Annotated in this window: 16 protein-coding genes; all 16 read right to left on the bottom strand. The window is 72.1% G+C overall.

The features are described from left to right. Window positions 1-46: 46 nt before the first annotated feature. The 16 genes from metK to nusB all read right to left on the bottom strand — a co-directional run bounded on the left by metK (window position 47) and on the right by nusB (window position 16,890). Complete coding sequence (metK, locus tag ACFT2C_RS06555; RefSeq protein ID WP_377206215.1) at window positions 47-1,237, bottom strand: methionine adenosyltransferase; 1,191 nt, start codon at window positions 1,235-1,237, stop codon at window positions 47-49. A 138-nt stretch (window positions 1,238-1,375) separates the two neighbouring features. Further along, window positions 1,376-2,698, bottom strand: a complete 1,323-nt coding sequence (coaBC, locus tag ACFT2C_RS06550; protein ID WP_377206214.1) for a bifunctional phosphopantothenoylcysteine decarboxylase/phosphopantothenate--cysteine ligase CoaBC — start codon at window positions 2,696-2,698, stop codon at window positions 1,376-1,378. Window positions 2,699-2,768: 70 nt separating this feature from the next. After that, a complete protein-coding gene (gene rpoZ / locus ACFT2C_RS06545) occupies window positions 2,769-3,104 on the bottom strand; it encodes a DNA-directed RNA polymerase subunit omega (protein ID WP_377206213.1) in 336 nt (111 codons plus the stop codon). 145 nt (window positions 3,105-3,249) lie between these two features. Further along, on the bottom strand, window positions 3,250-3,858 hold the full coding sequence (gene gmk / locus ACFT2C_RS06540; RefSeq protein WP_377206212.1) for a guanylate kinase: 609 nt from the start codon (window positions 3,856-3,858) through the stop codon (window positions 3,250-3,252). Further along, complete coding sequence (gene mihF, locus ACFT2C_RS06535; protein WP_108494130.1) at window positions 3,851-4,162, bottom strand: integration host factor, actinobacterial type; 312 nt, start codon at window positions 4,160-4,162, stop codon at window positions 3,851-3,853. The genes gmk and mihF overlap by 8 nt, the downstream gene beginning before the upstream one ends. Window positions 4,163-4,425: 263 nt before the next feature. Next, window positions 4,426-5,370 (bottom strand): orotidine-5'-phosphate decarboxylase, encoded by a 945-nt coding sequence (gene pyrF, locus ACFT2C_RS06530; protein WP_377206211.1) that lies wholly within the window; start codon window positions 5,368-5,370, stop codon window positions 4,426-4,428. Then, the gene (gene carB, locus ACFT2C_RS06525) at window positions 5,367-8,738 is read right to left on the bottom strand and encodes a carbamoyl-phosphate synthase large subunit (RefSeq protein ID WP_377206210.1); all 3,372 of its coding nucleotides are present in this window, start codon (window positions 8,736-8,738) and stop codon (window positions 5,367-5,369) included. Before carB ends, pyrF begins: the two co-directional genes overlap by 4 nt. Further along, window positions 8,738-10,018 (bottom strand): glutamine-hydrolyzing carbamoyl-phosphate synthase small subunit, encoded by a 1,281-nt coding sequence (carA, locus tag ACFT2C_RS06520; protein ID WP_377206233.1) that lies wholly within the window; start codon window positions 10,016-10,018, stop codon window positions 8,738-8,740. Before carA ends, carB begins: the two co-directional genes overlap by 1 nt. A gap of 8 nt (window positions 10,019-10,026) precedes the next feature. Continuing rightward, entirely contained in the window at window positions 10,027-10,659 is a 633-nt protein-coding gene (locus ACFT2C_RS06515; RefSeq protein ID WP_377206209.1) for a hypothetical protein, read from the bottom strand. Further along, complete coding sequence (locus tag ACFT2C_RS06510) at window positions 10,656-12,062, bottom strand: dihydroorotase (protein WP_377206208.1); 1,407 nt, start codon at window positions 12,060-12,062, stop codon at window positions 10,656-10,658. The genes ACFT2C_RS06515 and ACFT2C_RS06510 overlap by 4 nt, the downstream gene beginning before the upstream one ends. Beyond that, complete coding sequence (locus ACFT2C_RS06505; protein ID WP_377206207.1) at window positions 12,059-13,102, bottom strand: aspartate carbamoyltransferase catalytic subunit; 1,044 nt, start codon at window positions 13,100-13,102, stop codon at window positions 12,059-12,061. The genes ACFT2C_RS06510 and ACFT2C_RS06505 overlap by 4 nt, the downstream gene beginning before the upstream one ends. Beyond that, window positions 13,099-13,764, bottom strand: a complete 666-nt coding sequence (gene pyrR, locus ACFT2C_RS06500) for a bifunctional pyr operon transcriptional regulator/uracil phosphoribosyltransferase PyrR (protein WP_377206206.1) — start codon at window positions 13,762-13,764, stop codon at window positions 13,099-13,101. The genes ACFT2C_RS06505 and pyrR overlap by 4 nt, the downstream gene beginning before the upstream one ends. A 320-nt stretch (window positions 13,765-14,084) precedes the next feature. Continuing rightward, on the bottom strand, window positions 14,085-14,468 hold the full coding sequence (locus ACFT2C_RS06495) for an ArsR/SmtB family transcription factor (RefSeq protein WP_377206205.1): 384 nt from the start codon (window positions 14,466-14,468) through the stop codon (window positions 14,085-14,087). A gap of 62 nt (window positions 14,469-14,530) precedes the next feature. Continuing rightward, the gene (locus tag ACFT2C_RS06490) at window positions 14,531-15,004 is read right to left on the bottom strand and encodes an SRPBCC domain-containing protein (protein ID WP_377206204.1); all 474 of its coding nucleotides are present in this window, start codon (window positions 15,002-15,004) and stop codon (window positions 14,531-14,533) included. A 170-nt stretch (window positions 15,005-15,174) separates the two neighbouring features. Next, window positions 15,175-16,437, bottom strand: coding sequence for an MFS transporter (locus ACFT2C_RS06485; protein WP_377206203.1), 1,263 nt, complete (start codon window positions 16,435-16,437; stop codon window positions 15,175-15,177). 36 nt (window positions 16,438-16,473) lie between these two features. Next, the gene (gene nusB, locus ACFT2C_RS06480) at window positions 16,474-16,890 is read right to left on the bottom strand and encodes a transcription antitermination factor NusB (protein WP_377206202.1); all 417 of its coding nucleotides are present in this window, start codon (window positions 16,888-16,890) and stop codon (window positions 16,474-16,476) included. Window positions 16,891-16,955 lie beyond the last annotated feature (65 nt).

Here is a 16,955-nt window from a genome sequence, read left to right as displayed (position 1 = left end):
CCCATCACGCGCCACCGACATCCCGACGCGCGTGGCACAGGAGAGGTCAGAACAGGCTGAGCAGGTCGTCCACGCGGTCCATGCGCTCCCAGGTGAAGTCCGGGAGGTCGCGGCCGAAGTGGCCGTAGGTCGCCGTCTTGCGGTAGATCGGGCGCAGCAGGTCGAGGTCGCGGACGATCGCGGCCGGGCGCAGGTCGAACACCTCGCGGATGGCCGACGTGATCATCTCGACGGGCACCGTCTCGGTGCCGAACGTCTCGACGTAGAGGCCCACGGGGTGCGCCTTGCCGATCGCGTAGGCGACCTGCGCCTCGCAGCGCCGCGCGAGCCCCGCCGCGACCACGTTCTTGGCCACCCAGCGCATCGCGTACGCCGCGGACCGGTCCACCTTCGAGGGGTCCTTGCCCGAGAACGCCCCGCCGCCGTGCCGCGCCATGCCGCCGTAGGTGTCGACGATGATCTTGCGGCCCGTCAGGCCCGCGTCGCCCTGCGGGCCGCCGATGACGAACTTGCCGGTCGGGTTCACGAACTGCTTGGCGCCCGACCACTCCAGGCCCGCGATCTCCAGCACGGGGGCGATCACGTGCTCGGCCACCTCGACGTGCAGCTTCTCCTGCTGGACGTCGGCGTCGTGCTGCGTGGAGAGCACCACCGTGTCGATCGCGACGGGGCGGTCGCCGTCGTACCCGACGGTGACCTGGGTCTTGCCGTCCGGCCGCAGGCCCAGCACCTCGCCCGACTTGCGTACCGCGGCCAGCCGCTCCGAGAGGCGGTGCGCCAGCCACCCGGCCACCGGCATGTACGACGGCGTCTCGTCGGACGCGTAGCCGAACATGAGGCCCTGGTCGCCGGCGCCCTGGGCGTCCATCGGGTCGAGGTCGCTGGTGTCGTCCCGCATCTCGAGCGCCTTGTCGACGCCCTGCGCGATGTCGGGCGACTGCTGCCCGATCGACACCGACACGCCGCACGAGTCGGCGTCGAACCCGATGGTGGAGGACGTGTAGCCGATCCCGCGCACCACGTCCCGCACGATCTGCGGGATCTCGACGTAAGCCTCGGTGGTGACCTCGCCCGCGACGTGCACCAGGCCGGTGGTGACCATGGTCTCGACCGCCACGCGCGACGTCGGGTCCTGCTCCAGCAGCGCGTCGAGGATCGCGTCACTGATCTGATCGCACACCTTGTCCGGATGACCCTCGGTCACGGACTCGGACGTGAACAGACGCAGCTCGCTCATGCCCACCAGCCTACGGTCTCGCACAGCGAACAGTCGATCCTGAAAGGTGAGACGGGAGTCACTGCAGCGTCTTGATCGTGGCTGGGGCCCGATCATGGCTGGTCCTGATCATGAGAGGCCAGATCATGAGAGGCCCGGTCACGGCAGCAGCTTGACGACAGCGTCCCAGACGGCGTCCGCCACCTCGCGCTTCGACCCGGACGCCTGCCCGACGACGTCGCCGGCCCCGTCCAGGATGGTGACCTCGTTGCCCTCGGTGCCGAACCCGCGCCCGGAGCCGACGGCGTTCACCGCGATCAGGTCGGCGCCCTTGCGCCGTGCCTTGGTGCGGCCGTGCTCCAGCACGCTGCCGGACTCGTCGCCGGTCTCGGCCGCGAAGCCGACGACCACCTGGCCGGCCCGCAGCCGCTCGTGGGCGAGCTCCGCCAGGATGTCCGGGTTCTCGACGAGCTCGATCGGCGCGGGGCCCTGACCGGGCACCTTCTTGATCTTGGCCTCTGGCGTGGAGGCGGGGCGGAAGTCGGCGACGGCGGCGGCCATCACCACGACGTCCGCGGCGACGCCGGCGGCCCGGACCGCGTCCCGCAGCTCGGCCGTCGACTCGACCCGCACGACGGCGCAGGGCGGCTGGCCCGCAGCGGTCCGCGCTGACCCGACCGGCCCGGACCCGACCGGCGCTGCCTCGACCTGGTCGGTCACGTCCTGGGCGAGGTTCGCCGCGATCAGTGTCACGTCGGCGCCGCGCGCGGCGGCGGCCTGCGCGAGCGCGATGCCTTGCCGGCCGCTGGACCGGTTGCCGATGAACCGCACCGGGTCGATGGGCTCCCGGGTGCCGCCCGCGGAGATGACCACGCGGCGGCCGGCGAGATCCTGCGGCTCGGGGGTCTCGACAGGCTCGACCAGCGTGGGGTCAACCAGCGTGGGGTCAACCAGCGAAGGCGAGACCAGCGAGAGCGCCTCGCGCGCTATGTCCTCCGGCTCGGGCAGCCGGCCGGGACCGGTGTCGACGCCGGTCAGGCGGCCCGACGCCGGCTCGATCACGCGCACGCCGCGCTGGCGGAGCGTGGCCACGTTGGCCCGCGTCGCGGGGTGGTCCCACATCTCGGTGTGCATGGCCGGGGCGAGCACCACGGGGCAGCGGGCCGCCAGCAGCGTGGTGGTCAGCAGGTCGTCGGCCAGGCCGGCGGCGGCGCGCGCCATGAAGTCGGCGGTCGCCGGGGCGACGATCACGAGGTCGGCGCCCTTGCCCAGCGCCACGTGCTGCACGCCGGGCACGTCGTCGAACACCTCGGTGCTGACCGGCTCGCCCGACAGCGCCTCGAAGGTAGGGGCGCCCACGAACTGAAGGGCGGCGCGCGTGGGGATCACGCGCACGGCGTGCCCCTGCTCGCGCAGGAGGCGCAGCAGGAGCACCGCCTTGTACGCGGCGATCCCCCCGGTCACGCCGAGGAGGATCCTCATCGGTGGTCGCCCTCCGGCACGCTCGACGACAAGCTCATCGGGAAGCTCTGGAACCGCTCGTCGGGACCGGTCAGGCCGGGAAGTCGGGCAGCGACTGCTCGGCCTTGGCGGCCGCGGCGGCGTCGGCCTGCGCCTGAACCTCCGCCGGGTCGACCTCCTCGATGGTGAGCAGGCCCTGGGTGATCTCGCGCATCGCGATGGAGAGGGGCTTCTCCTGGTTGCGGGTCTCGACGAGGGGGCCCACGTTCTCCAGGAGGCCCTCGTTCAGCTGCGAGTAGTACGCGTTGATCTGACGGGCGCGCATGGACGCGTACAGCACGAGGCCGTACTTCGAGTCGATGCGCTCGAGCAGCTCGTCGATCGGCGGGTCGGTGATGCCCTCGGGGGCGGCGACGGTTCCGGCCATGGTGAAGCTCCAGAAGTCTGAGGTGGCGGGCTGATGTACTGCAGAAGTCCGAGGGATGAGTCTACCTGCTCTATCGCCCGGGGGTATCGCTCGGAGGTGTTGCTCAGGGGCGTCGCTCGCCGGCGCCGGGCGAGGCGCCCGGCCGCTAGCCCGCGACAGGTGTGGTGGAGCCCACACCCATCACGGAGACGAGCTCGTCCGTCGCGCGGTGCACGTCGTCGTTCACGATCGTGACGTCGAACTCCGCCTCGGCGGCGAGCTCGACCCGCGCGGTGGCGAGCCGGCGCTCGCGCTCCTCGGAGTCCTCGGTGCCGCGCCCGACGAGCCGGCGGACCAGCTCGTCGAAGCTCGGCGGGGCGAGGAAGACGAACCGGGCATGAAGGCCCGAGGCCGTCACCGCGTCACGCACCTGGCGCGCGCCCTGGAGGTCGATCTCCAGGAGGACGGGAACCCCGGCGGCGAGCTTCTGCTCGACCGGCCGCCGTGGTGTTCCGTACCGGTTACGACCGTGCACCACGGCCCACTCGAGCATCTCGTCGGCAGCGACCATGCGGTCGAACTCCTCCGGCGACACGAACATGTAGTGCACTCCGTCCACCTCGCCCGGGCGCGGCGACCGGGTGGTCGCCGACACGGAGAGCCAGACTTGCGGATAACGGTCCCGCACATCAGCGGATACCGTGCCCTTGCCCACTGCCGTGGGCCCTGCGAGCACGGTCAGCCGTGCGAGTTGTGACGTACTGATCTCAGCCAAACCTCTCGATGAGCGCCGCCGACTGGTGCGGTCCGAGGCCTCGGACGCGGCGGGTCTCGGCGATCCCGATCTCTTCCATGATCGCCCTGGCCTTAACCTTACCGACCCCAGGGAGCGACTCGAGCAGCGAGACGACCTTGAGCTTGCCCACGACGTCGTCCTTCTGGCCCTGCTCGATGACCTCCTTGAGGGAACCCTGCGAGTACTTGAGCTTGTTCTTGATCTCTGCCCGCGCGCGTCGCGCCTCTGCGGCCTTCTCGAGTGCTGCCGCACGTTGCTCGGGTGTGAGGGGAGGTAGTGCCACGCAAGTCACCTACTCGTGTCTCGACCGGTCTCCTGGCTCGGACCCGGTCCTCGCTCGGGCCGGATGCCCAAGTCCGTGACCTGGTCCGCAACCGGTCTGGTGTGAACTGCTGCATCGAAAGTAGCCACCGCCTCAGTGGTCGGCAATCGCAGAACGCCACTTCGTGAAAACTCATGCACCCCTGCCTGATGGCATTTAGTACATTTCACACGAAAGCGCCCCCGATCCATAGGATCGAGGGCGCTTTGTCCGGCTGACGAGTTTCAGCTCCGCAAGGCGGTCGTCGCCTCCTTCGCGGCCGCTCGTGCGGCCCTCACCAGCGCATCCGGGTCCGGTCCGGCAGCCAGCACCGCCCTGGACGACGACGCCAGCACGTTCCGCCGGGCGTCTCCGAACGTCGTGGCGAGCTCCCGCTCCCCCGCGCCCTGCGCGCCCACGCCGGGGGCCAGCAGGGGTCCGTTGACGGCCACCAGGTCGGTCCCCGTCGCGCCGACCGCGTCGCCGATGGTCGCGCCCACCACGAGGCCGACCGAACCCATGGGCTCCGCCCCGGCGTTGAGGACGGCGGCGCGCGCCGCCATCAGGGCCGCCACCGTGCCGCCGAGCACGCCCTCCGGCCCCTCCGTGCGCGCGTGCTGCACCTCGAAGCCCTCCTTGTTGGAGGTGAGGCACAGCACGAACAGCCCGCGGCCCGTGGCGGCGGCCAGGTCGACGGCGGGCTGCAGCGAGCCGAACCCGAGGTACGGCGACACGGTGAGCGCGTCCCCGGCCAGGGGCGAGCCGTCCGCGAGGAACGCCTCGGCGTAGGCACCCATCGTGGAGCCGATGTCGCCGCGCTTGGCGTCCACGATCGTCAGCGTGGCCGTACCGCCGGAACCTGGGCCGCCGGAACCTGGGCCGCCCGCGCCGGTCGCCCGCGCCGCCGCGATCACCTCCTCCAGCACCGCGACGCCGCGCGAGCCGTGCCGCTCGAAGAACGCGGCCTGCGGCTTGAACGCCGCGACCTTGCCGCCGAGCGCGTCCACCACCCGCAGGGAGAACTCGCGCAGCCCGTCGACGTCGTCCCGCAGGCCCCAGGCCTGCAGGAGCGACGCGTGCGGGTCGATGCCCACGCACAGCGGACCGTGCTCGTCCATCGCGGCGGCCAGCCGGGCGCCGAACGGCAGGGTCTCGACGGGCTCGACCAACGAGGGCTGGGTGCCGCTCACGCGCCCACCAGCTTCGCCGCAGCCAGCCGGGCCGCCGTCGCCGCCGTGTGCTCCTGCAGGCTCGCGACCTCGAACGGGCCGGCCAGCACCGCCTCGATGCCCTGCACCGCCGCCGCGAGCTGGTCCACCGTGGTCGCGATCGGCTTGTCGGCCGCCGTCGTGGCCGCCCGGATCTCGTAGCCGTCGGCGCGGGCGCCCTGGCCAGACGGCGAGTTCACCACCAGGTCGATCAGCCCCTCGGTGATCAGCCCCACCACCGTGAGCTCGCCGTCCGGCCCGCGACCCTCGGTGTGCTTGCGCACCACCGTGGCCTCGATGCCGTTGCGGCGCAGCACCGTGGCCGTGCCCTCCGTCGCCAGGACCTTGAAGCCCAGCTCCACCAGGCGCTTGACCGGGAAGACGACGTGCCGCTTGTCGCTGTCGGCCACCGACACGAACACGGTGCCCGACGTCGGCAGCCCGCCGAACGCCGCGGCCTGCGACTTGGCGAACGCGTGCGGGAAGTCCTTGTCGAAGCCCATGACCTCGCCGGTGGAGCGCATCTCCGGCCCCAGCACCGAGTCGACGACCAGGCCCTCGCGGGTGCGGAACCGCTTGAACGGCAGCACCGCCTCCTTGACCGCCAGTGGCGCGCCCAGGTCGAGCGTAGCGCCGTCGTGCTCGGGGAGCAGGCCCTCGGCACGCAGGTCCGCGATGGACTCACCCACCATGACGCGGGCCGCGGCCTTGGCGAGCGGCGTCCCCGTCGCCTTGGAGACGAACGGCACGGTACGCGACGCGCGGGGGTTGGCCTCCAGGACGTACAGGACGTCGCTCACGAGCGCGTACTGCACGTTGAGCAGGCCCCGCACCCCGACCCCTCGCGCGATGGCCTCGGTGGAGCGGCGGATGCGCGCGATCTCGGTCTCGCTCAGCGACACCGGGGGCAGCACGCACGCCGAGTCGCCCGAGTGGATGCCGGCCTCCTCGATGTGCTCCATGACGCCGCCGAGGAACATCTCCTCGCCGTCGAACAGGGCGTCGACGTCGATCTCCATCGCGTCGTCGAGGAACCGGTCGATGAGCAGCGGGGCGGCCAGGGTGCCGTGCGCGCCGGAGTCGGCATGCGTCGCCGCCGCGGCCTCCAGGGCGCGCTCGACGTACCCGGTGAGCTGCTCCTCGCTGTAGACGATCTCCATGCCGCGGCCGCCCAGCACATAGGAGGGGCGCACCAGCACGGGGTAGCCGATGCCGTCCGCGACCTCGCGCGCCTGGGCCAGCGAGCGGGCCGTGCCGAAGGCCGGGGCCGGCAGGCCGGCGTCCAGCAGGACCTGGCCGAAGATGCCGCGGTCCTCCGCGGCGTCGATGGCCTCGGGGCTGGTGCCGAGGATCGGCAGGCCGGCCTCCGCGAGGCGCCGCGCGAGGCTCAGCGGCGTCTGCCCGCCGAGCTGCACGATGATGCCCTTGACCGGACCGGCGGCGAGCTCGGCCTGGTAGACCTCCAGGACGTCCTCGAAGGTCAGCGGCTCGAAGTACAGGCGGTCGGACGTGTCGTAGTCCGTCGAGACCGTCTCCGGGTTGCAGTTGACCATGACGGTCTCGTACTTGTCCTTCAGGGCCAGCGTCGCGTGCACGCAGGAGTAGTCGAACTCGATGCCCTGGCCGATGCGGTTGGGGCCGGAGCCGAGGATGATCACGGCCTCGCGCTCGCGGGGCGCGACCTCGGTCTCGGAGTCGTAGCTGGAGTAGTGGTAGGGGGTCTTGGCCGCGAACTCGGCGGCGCAGGTGTCGACGGTCTTGTAGACCGGGCGGACGCCGAGGGCGTACCGGATCTCGCGGACGGTGACCTCGCCGGAGGGGCCCATGCCGCGCAGGCGCGCGATCTGGGCGTCGGACAGGCCGTGCCGCTTGGCGTGCCGCAGGATGTCCTCGGTGACGGTGGGTGACGCCGCGACGTCGGCCGCTACCTCGTTGACGAGCTGGATCTGGTCGAGGAACCAGGGGTCGATCTTGGTGGCCTCGAAGACCTGCTCGAGCGTGGTCCCACCGGTGGCGACCGCCCGCAGCGCCTGCTGGACGGCGACCATGCGGCCCTCGGTGGGCCGCTCGATCTCCGTGAGCAGAGTGGCGAGCGCGGCGCCGGACGGGGCGTCGCCGTCCCAGTGGAACTGCACGCCGCCCTTGTCGATGGACCGCAGGGCCTTGCCGAGGGCCTCGGTGAAGTTGCGGCCGAGCGCCATGGCCTCGCCGACGGACTTCATGGTGGTGGTCAGCGTGTCGTCGGCGGCGGGGAACTTCTCGAACGCGAACCGCGGGACCTTGACGACCACGTAGTCGAGCGTGGGCTCGAAGCTGGCGGGGGTGACCTTGGTGATGTCGTTCGGGATCTCGTCGAGCGTGTAGCCGACGGCGAGCTTGGCGGCGATCTTCGCGATCGGGAAGCCGGTCGCCTTGGAGGCCAGCGCGGAGGAGCGGGACACGCGGGGGTTCATCTCGATGACGATGATGCGCCCGTTGTCGGGGTCGATGGCGAACTGGATGTTGCAGCCGCCGGTGTCGACGCCGACCTCGCGGATCACGGCGACGCCGATGTCGCGCAGCTTCTGGTACTCGCGGTCGGTGAGCGTCAGCGCCGGCGCGACGGTCACGGAGTCGCCGGTGTGCACGCCCACGGGGTCGACGTTCTCGATGGAGCAGACGACCACGACGTTGTCGTTGCGGTCGCGCATGAGCTCCAGCTCGTACTCCTTCCACCCCAGGATGGACTCCTCCAGGAGCACCTCCGTGGTGGGCGAGTAGTGCAGGCCCTGCCCGACGATGCGGTGCAGGTCCGCCTCGTCGTAGGCCAGGCCGGAGCCGAGGCCGCCCATGGTGAAGGACGGGCGCACGACCATCGGGTAGCCGAGGATCTCGGCCGCCTTGAGGGCCTCGTCGATCGAGTGCACGATCTCGGAGCGCGCGGACTCGCCGCCGCACTTCTCGACGACGTCCTTGAACTGCTGGCGGTCCTCGCCCTTCTGGATGGCGGGGATGTTGGCGCCGATCAGCTCGACGCCGTACTTCTCGAGCACCCCGGCCTCGTCGAGCGCGATGGCGGCGTTCAGCGCCGTCTGGCCGCCCAGGGTGGGCAGCAGGGCGTCGGGGCGCTCCTTGGCGATGATCGTGGTGAGGACCTCGGTGGTGATGGGCTCCACGTAGGTGGCGTCCGCGAACTCGGGGTCGGTCATGATCGTGGCCGGGTTCGAGTTCACCAGGATGACGCGCAGGCCCTCCTCCTTCAGGACCCGGCAGGCCTGGGTGCCGGAGTAGTCGAACTCGCAGGCCTGGCCGATGACGATCGGGCCGGACCCGATGACCAGGACCGAGGAGATGTCGGTACGGCGAGGCATCAGTGGTTCTCCTCGGTGTTGATCTGGGACTTGATGGCAGGCGGCCACGCCGCGGGGTTCGTCATGAGGCCGACGAACCGGTCGAACAGGTAGGCGGCGTCGTGCGGGCCGGCCGCCGCCTCCGGGTGGTACTGCACGGAGAAGGCGGGCAGGTCGAGGCAGGTCAGGCCCTCGACCACCTGGTCGTTCAGCCCGACGTGGGAGACGACGACGCGGCCGTACCGGCCGCCGTCGTGCGGGGCGAGGGAGCCTTCCTCGTCCAGGGGCGCATCGACGGCGAAGCCGTGGTTGTGCGCGGTGACCTCGACCTTCGCGGTGGTGCGGTCGAGCACCGGCTGGTTGATGCCGCGGTGCCCGTAGCCGAGCTTGTAGGTGCCGTACCCGAGGGCCCGGCCCAGGAGCTGGTTGCCGAAGCAGATGCCGAAGAACGGGATCCCCCGGTCCAGGACCGCGCGCAGCAGCTCGACCTCGTGGCCGGCGGCGCCCGGGTCGCCGGGGCCGTTGGAGAAGAACACGCCGACGGGCGTGCCGTCGCTCGGCAGGGCGGCCTCGACGTCGGCGATGGTGGAGGCCTGCGGCACGACGACGACGCGCACACCGCGCTCCGCCAGGCGCACCGGCGTCATGGTCTTGATGCCGAGGTCGACGGCGACGACCGTGGCGACCGGCGTCCTGCCCTCGAACTCGGCAGGGTTCACCGTGGCCGGCTCGACCGTGTAGGCCTCGGTGGTGGAGACCTCGCGGGCCAGGTCGGCGCCCGCCATCTGCGGGGAGGCCTGCACCTCGGCCACGAGCTCCTCGACGGGGCGCGGGTAGCCGCCCCGGACGAGGTCCTCGCCGGAGAAGATGCCGGCGCGCATCACGCCCTCCTCGCGGAGGCGACGGGTCAGGGCGCGGGTGTCGACGCCGGAGATGCCAACGACGTCCTGCCCGGCGAGCTCGTCGCCGAGGGAGCGCTGCGCGCGCCAGCTCGACACGCGCCGCGCGGGGTCGCGGACCACGTAGCCGGAGACCCAGATCTGGCCGGACTCGGGGTCCTCGTCGTTCACGCCCGTGTTGCCGACGTGCGGGGCCGTCATGACGACGATCTGCCGGTGGTAGGACGGGTCCGTCAGCGTTTCCTGGTAGCCGGTCATGCCGGTGGAGAACACGATCTCGCCGAACGTGGTGCCGGTGGCGCCGTACGCCCGGCCGCGGTAGGTCGTGCCGTCCTCGAGGACGAGTGCTGCCGAGGCGGCTGCGCCAGTCGTAGCCACGGGGGTCGTCGCTGGGGGTGTCATCGGGGTGGTCACCGGGCCTCCTGCTGGTACGGGTACTGCTGAGGGTGTTGAGCTTGCTGGGGCTGCTGGGGCTCTTGTGCCTGCTGGGGCTGCTGTGCCGCGAGCAGGTGCCGGACGGCGTCCACGAGGCCGCCGCGGTCCTCGGCGCGCCGGGTGCGCAGGCCGGTGTCGACCAGGGCCGCCGCGACGCCGTCGGCCTCGGGGACCGCCCAGGTGAGGACGACCAGGCCGTCGGCGCCGACGTACTTGCCCGCCATGCCCGGGGCGAGGCCCGCGCTACGGATCGCGTTCACGGGCACCCACAGGTCCTGGGCGCCGTCGCGTTCGATCAGGACTCCGCCGTCGAACCCGGGGCCGTCGAACCCGGGGCCGCCGTCATGCACCGAGACGAGGGCGCTCGACCGGTCGCCCAGGCCGTGCGCGCCCACCCGGGCGAGCCAGTCGCCGTGCAGCGTGGTGGAGACGTAGACAGCCTCCAGGGGGCCGAACCGCACCGGGCCCACACCACCGCCCGGGACGGGCGGCGGCACCGGCACGAGGGTGGTGGTGCGCTGCGCGAGCCGACGTCGGCCGATGAGGGTCACGTACAGCACCAGGAAGATCGCGAGGGCGAGCAGCACGGCGATGGCGAGGATCTTCATCGGGTGGCTCCTTCGAAGGCGGGTGCACCGGCGGGACGGTCGACGACCGCGCCGTCGAGCACCGTCGCGCGGCCGCGCAGGAACGTCGCGACCACGCGGCCCGGCAGCTCCATGCCCGCGAACGGCGTGTTGTCGCTGGCCGTGACCTGCGTGCGGCCGTCGATGGCGCGGGTGGCGGCCGGGTCGACCAGGGTCAGGTTGGCGGGCTCGCCGACGGCGATCGGCCGGCCCTGGGTCCCTCCGTGATCCTTGTCGATCCGGCCGATCCGGGCGGGGTTCTCCGAGAGCACGCGGGCGACGTCGGCCCAGGTCATGCGGCCGGTGTCGACCATGGTCTGCTGGACCACGGACAGCGCCGTCTCCAGGCCGGTCATGCCGAACGCGGCCGACGCCCACTCGCAGTCCTTGTCCTCGACCGGGTGCGGCGCGTGGTCGGTGGCGACGATGTCGATGGTGCCGTCGGCCAGGCCCTCGCGGACCGCCTCGACGTCCTTCGCGGTGCGCAGCGGCGGGTTCACCTTGAACACCGGGTCGTAGTCGCGGGCGAGGTCGTCGGTGAGGACGAGGTGGTGCGGCGTCACCTCGGCGGTGACGTTGATGCCACGGCCCTTGGCCCAGCGGATGATCTCCACCGAGCCCGCGGTGGACAGGTGGCACACGTGCAGGCGCGAGCCGACGTGCTCGGCCAGCAGCACGTCGCGGGCGATGATCGACTCCTCGGCCACAGCGGGCCAGCCCGTCAGGCCGATCTGCGCGGAGACGATGCCCTCGTTCATCTGCGCGCCCTCGGTCAGGCGGGGCTCCTGCGCGTGCTGGGCCACGACGCCGTCGAACGCCTTGACGTACTCCAGCGCGCGGCGCATCAGGACCGGGTCGTGCACGCACTTGCCATCGTCGGAGAAGATCCGGACGCGGGCGGCGGAGTCGGCCATGGCGCCCAGCTCGGCGAGCTTCTCGCCGCCCAGGCCCACGGTCACCGCGCCGACGGGGTGGACGTCGACCCAGCCGGCCTCCTGGCCCAGCCGGTACACCTGCTCGACGACGCCCGCCGTGTCCTGCGTCGGCGTCGTGTTCGCCATGGCGTGCACCGCGGTGAACCCGCCGGCCGCGGCGGCCCGGGTGCCGGAGAACACCGTCTCGGCGTCCTCCCGGCCAGGCTCGCGCAGGTGGGTGTGCAGGTCGACCAGGCCGGGCAGGAGCACCAGGCCCGTTCCCTCGCCGCCGTCGCTGCCCTCGGCCTGGATCTCGACCGCGTCGGCGGGCACCTCGCCCGACCCCAGCTCGACGGTGCCCGGGGCGCCGATCGCGGCGATCACGCCGTCCGCCAGCACGACGTCGACCGGGTCCGTGCCGTAGGGACGCACCCCACGCAGGACGTAGGCCGTGGTTGAAGGGGTGCTCACAGGGCGTTCCTCTCGTCAGTGCTGGTCTTCGCGGTGCTGGTCGTGTCGCTGCCCGCGCTGTCATCGCCCGACAGCAGCAGGTACAGGGCGGCCATCCGGACGGCGACGCCGTTCGCCACCTGCTCCACGATCACCGACCGCGGATGGTCGGCGGCGGCCGCCGAGATCTCCAGGCCGCGGTTCATCGGCCCGGGATGCATCACGATCGAGTGGTCCGGCAGCACCGCGAGGCGGCGGGCGTCGAACCCGAACTTCCGGCTGTACTCCATGGGGCTCGGGAAGAACGCACCGCCGGCGCCGCCCGACATCCGCTCGCGCTGCACCCGCAGCATCATGACGGCGTCCGGCTGCCACTGCTCGAGCGTCTCGTCCAGGTGGTAGGAGACGCGGCACGGCCACGTCTCGACGCCCACCGGGACCAGGGTCGGCGGCGCGACCAGCGTCACCTCGGCGCCCAGGGTGTGCAGCAGGTACACGTTGGAGCGAGCCACGCGCGAGTGCAGCACGTCCCCGACGATCGCCACGCGTATGCCGGCCAGGTCGGCACCGGCCGAGGTGTCGATGCCCCGGCCGTCCTCGCCAACGTTGCCCACCAGGTGCCGGCGGATCGTGAACGCGTCCAGCAGCGCCTGCGTCGGGTGCTGGTGCATGCCGTCGCCCGCGTTGAGCACGCCGGCGTCGAGCCAGCCCGCGTGGGCGAGCTGGTGCGCCGCGCCCGACGCCGAGTGCCGCACAACCACGGCGTCGGCGCCCATGGCGTGCAGGGTGAGGGCCGTGTCCTTCAGGGACTCGCCCTTGGACACGCTGGAGCCCTTGGCCGAGAAGTTGATGACGTCCGCCGACAGGCGCTTGGCCGCCGTCTCGAACGAGATCCTGGTGCGCGTGGAGTCCTCGTAGAACAGGTTCACGACGGTGCGCCCGCGCAGCGTCGGCAGCTTCTTGTTCTCGCGGGACTGGGTGGCCGCCATCTGCGCGGAGGTGTCCAGCAGCAGGATCGCGTCGTCCTTGGACAGGCCCTGGGTGGTCAGCAGGTGCTTCATGACGCGCCCCCGTCCTCATTGCTCGAGCCCTCGCCGGTCGAGCCCTCGCTGGTCGAGCCTGTCGAGACCCCGCTGATCACCACGGAGTCGGCCCCGCCGTCGACGTCGGACAGGCGGACCCGCACGCGCTCGCTGCGGGAGGTGGGCAGGTTCTTGCCCACGTAGTCCGCGCGGATCGGGAGCTCACGGTGCCCGCGGTCCACCAGGGCGGCGAGCTGCACCACGCGGGGACGGCCCAGGTCGTTCAGGGCGTCGAGCGCGGCGCGGATGGTGCGGCCGGAGAACAGGACGTCGTCCACCAGGACGACGACCTTGTCGTCGATGGTGCCATCCAGGCTGCCCGGCAGCACCGTCTGCCCGACGGCGCGGGTCGGCTGACGGCGCAGGTCGTCGCGGTACATGGTCACGTCGAGCGTGCCGTACTCGCCGCTGAAGGAGGGCTCGATCTGCGCCAGGCGCTCGGCCAGCCGGTGAGCGAGCTGGACGCCGCGCGTCGGGATGCCGAGGAGCAGCAGGTCGGCGGCGCCCTTGTTCCGCTCGACGATCTCGTGAGCGATGCGGGTCAGCGCGCGAGCGATGTCGGCCTCGCCGAGCACCGTCCGTGCTGCCGTCGGCGGGCTCGATGGTGTGCTGGATGCGGGCATGCGGCTGCCAGGATTCATCTGGCGACCTCCTTCTCCGCCTCACAGGACGGGATTAAAGGGAGTCTGACAGCCACCACCCTAACCCGCCGGACCCGTGCCGGACGCCGAGGCCCACGCCCGCCGGAGCGGTGTTGCTCACACCGGGGCGGCCCGTCGCTGCGCACGCCCGGCGCCTGCCCTTGCCGGGTGCTCGCCTGGGTATGGAGTGGTGCGCGCGGTCGGGGCCGAGTCCTGCCGTCGAAGTCGGCAGTTGGCAGCGAGGTCGGCAACTGGCATCGAGATCGGTCCAGCGCTGGACCGATCTCGATGCGGACTGCCGACCTCGATACGAGCACAGGTCAGCCGCGCTCCAGGTCCTCCGCGATGGTCGCGATCCGACCCAGCCGCGCCTCCCACGCGTCCCCGATGCGCTCGAGCCGCCGGCCCAGCGCCGTCAGCTCCGCACCCAGGGCGCGATACCGGCGCTCGCGGCCCACCATCCGCGACTCGACCAGGCCGGCGCCTTCGAGGACCGCGAGATGCTTGGCGATCGCCTGCCGCGTGACCGGCAGGCGTCCCGCCAGTGCCGACGCCGTGAGCCCTCCGGCGCCGGCCGCGTCATGTTCCGCGTCGTCGTCCGCCAGGGCCTCGAGCACGGCCCAGCGCGTCTCGTCGGCGAGGGCGACGAACGCGGCGACGGGCGACTGCGCGGATGCCGCGGCCGACGCTCGTGCCTGTGACACCTCCTGTGGCACCTCCTGTGGCACACCTTGTGTCACACCTTGTGTCACTTCTAGTGGCACCTTCACCACGCCCGGGACTCGACGTACTCGACGAGCTCGTCCAGCTCGCTGTCCCAGCCCTCGCGGTTGCCGTCCAGGGCCGTGCGCACGTCGTTCTCGGTAGCGCCGCTGAAGCCGGTCTCGTGCACGGTGAGGTAGGTGCCGTCGCCGTCGCGCCGCAGGGTGAACTCCGCCTCGGTCATGCGCTCGGGCTCGTCCGGCGACTGGCCCCAGCGGTAGGCCAGCAGGCGGCCCGGGTCCACCCGCATGACCTCGAACGCGAACCAGCCATAGCCGTCGAAGTGGAGCCGGCCGCGGGTGCCGGCGGCGAGCGGCCCGCCGTCGTCGGTCTCGCACCCGTCGCCGAACCAGCCGGCGACGTGCTCGGGCTCGGAGATGGCGCGCCAGACGGCGTCCGGGCCGGCGGCGACGCGGATCGTGCGGGTGACGGACCGCGCCTCGAGGTCGATGGTCGCGCGGGGCTGTGTGGTGGTCATGGGATCCTCCAACGGCTTCGTGGACATTCGTGGACAGGAGCGCAACCAACCGGTTGCACATCCACCCTGCCCCATCGCGGGCCGATGTGCAACCTTCGAGTTGCACAGGACTGTGTTGCACGGACCACCCGTGGCGGACGCGACCGCAGTGCTCTTCCGAGCCGACGCCGTCAGTCCCGCAGCACCGCCGCCGCCGATCCCGCGGCGACGGCGACGAGCGCCAGCACCATCCCCACGGTCCCCGGCCAGCCGGCCAGCGCGAACCCGATGCCGCCGAGCCAGCCGAACACGCTCGATCCCGCGTAGTACGCCAGGTTGTAGACCGCCGCGGCCTGGGTCCGGGCCTGGGGCGCCGCGACCGGCGTCCACCCGCTGGCCACCGCGTGCGCCCCGAAGAATCCCGCCGTCAGGACGACCAGGCCCGCCAGCACCACCGGCAGCCACCCGGACAGCGTGGCCGCCACCCCGGCCGCCATCACACCGGTCGAGGCGATCAGCACCCGGCGCCGCCCGTGCCGGACCACCAGGCGGCCCGTCCGCGCCGACGACCAGGTCCCCGCCAGGTAAGCGAGGAACACGAGGCTGACCACGCCGGACGACAGGCCGAACGGCTCGTCGGCCAGGCGGAAGCCCAGGAAGTTGTACACGGCGACGAAGCCGCCCATGAGCAGCAGGCCCTGGGCGTCGAGCACGAGCAGGCGTGGGCTGAGCAGGGCGCGGAGCCGCCCGAGGCGCCGAGAGCCGTCGGCATCGCGACGCGAGGCCCTGTCGTTCAGCTCGCCGTCTTCTCCGCCGCCCTGCCCGTCGCGCTTCCCGTCGCCCTGCCCGCCGTCCCGCACCACGCGGTCCCGGGGCGCCAGCCAGACGAACGCCCCCGCCGCGACCAGGCAGGCCACTGCGACGGCGCCTACCCCGGCGCGCCAGCCGAAGAGCTCGGCGACACCGCCCGAGACCAGCCGCCCCACGAGGCCGCCCATCGACGTCCCCGCCACGTAGGTTCCGGCGGCGCGCGGCACCACCGACGCTCCACCCGTCTCGGTGAGCATCTCGGTCAGGTAAGCCATGGCGACGGCGGGGACGCCCGCGACGAGCAGACCCTCGACGGCCCGCCCGGCGACGATCAGGCCGAACGACGGCGCGAACGGGATCGCGAGGCCGACCGCCGTCGCGCCGAGCATCGCCACGGTCATCGCCCGGACCCGCCCGACGCGGTCGGCGACCCACGCCCAGGGCAGCACGCCCACCGCCAGGCCGAGGGTGGCGGCGGAGACGAGCAGCGCGGCCGCGGAGGCGGACGTCGCGAGGTCGCGGGCGGCGTCGGGCAGGACGGCCTGCGGCGCGTAGAGCTGCGCGAACGCAGCGGTCCCGGCGCCGAACAGGGCGACGAGCAGACGTCGCTCGTCGAACGGTTCAGCGCCGGGACCGGTGCTCACGCGTGCTGCGGGCTTACGCCGGCAGTGATGCCGGCATCATGCGAGGAGAGTCGGCTTCAGGTCCTTGACCCGGCCGAGCAGGCCGTTCACGAAGGCCGGCGAGTCGTCGGTGGACAGGTCGCCCGCGAGGTCGACCGCCTCGTCGACCGCGACGGCGTCGGGCACCTCGTCGTTGAAGAGGACCTCCCACGAGCCGATCCGCAGCAGTGCGCGGTCGACGGCAGGCATCCGCTGCAGGGTCCAGCCCTGCGAGTAGGTCTCCAGCACCTCGTCGATGCGGTCGCGGTGAGCGACCACGCCCTCCACGATCTCGACCGTGTACTGCGGCACTGCCGCCTCGGTGTGGGGTACGGCCACGCGGTCGGCGAGGAGCTTCAGCGGGTCGATGCCCCGCTGCTCCGCCTCGAAGAGGATGTCGGCGGCGCGCTTGCGCGCCTTGGTGCGTGCGCCCATGGTCTCTCTCTGCTACTCGAGCTTGCTGATCAAACTCTGCTACGAAACCTGCGGGAAAGCTGCTG

The sequence above is a fragment of the Promicromonospora sp. NPDC057138 genome (assembly GCF_042670845.1).
Lineage (GTDB): Bacteria > Actinomycetota > Actinomycetes > Actinomycetales > Cellulomonadaceae > Promicromonospora.
Note: the sequence above shows the minus strand (reverse complement) of the source record. Positions and strands in the feature narration are given on the sequence as shown.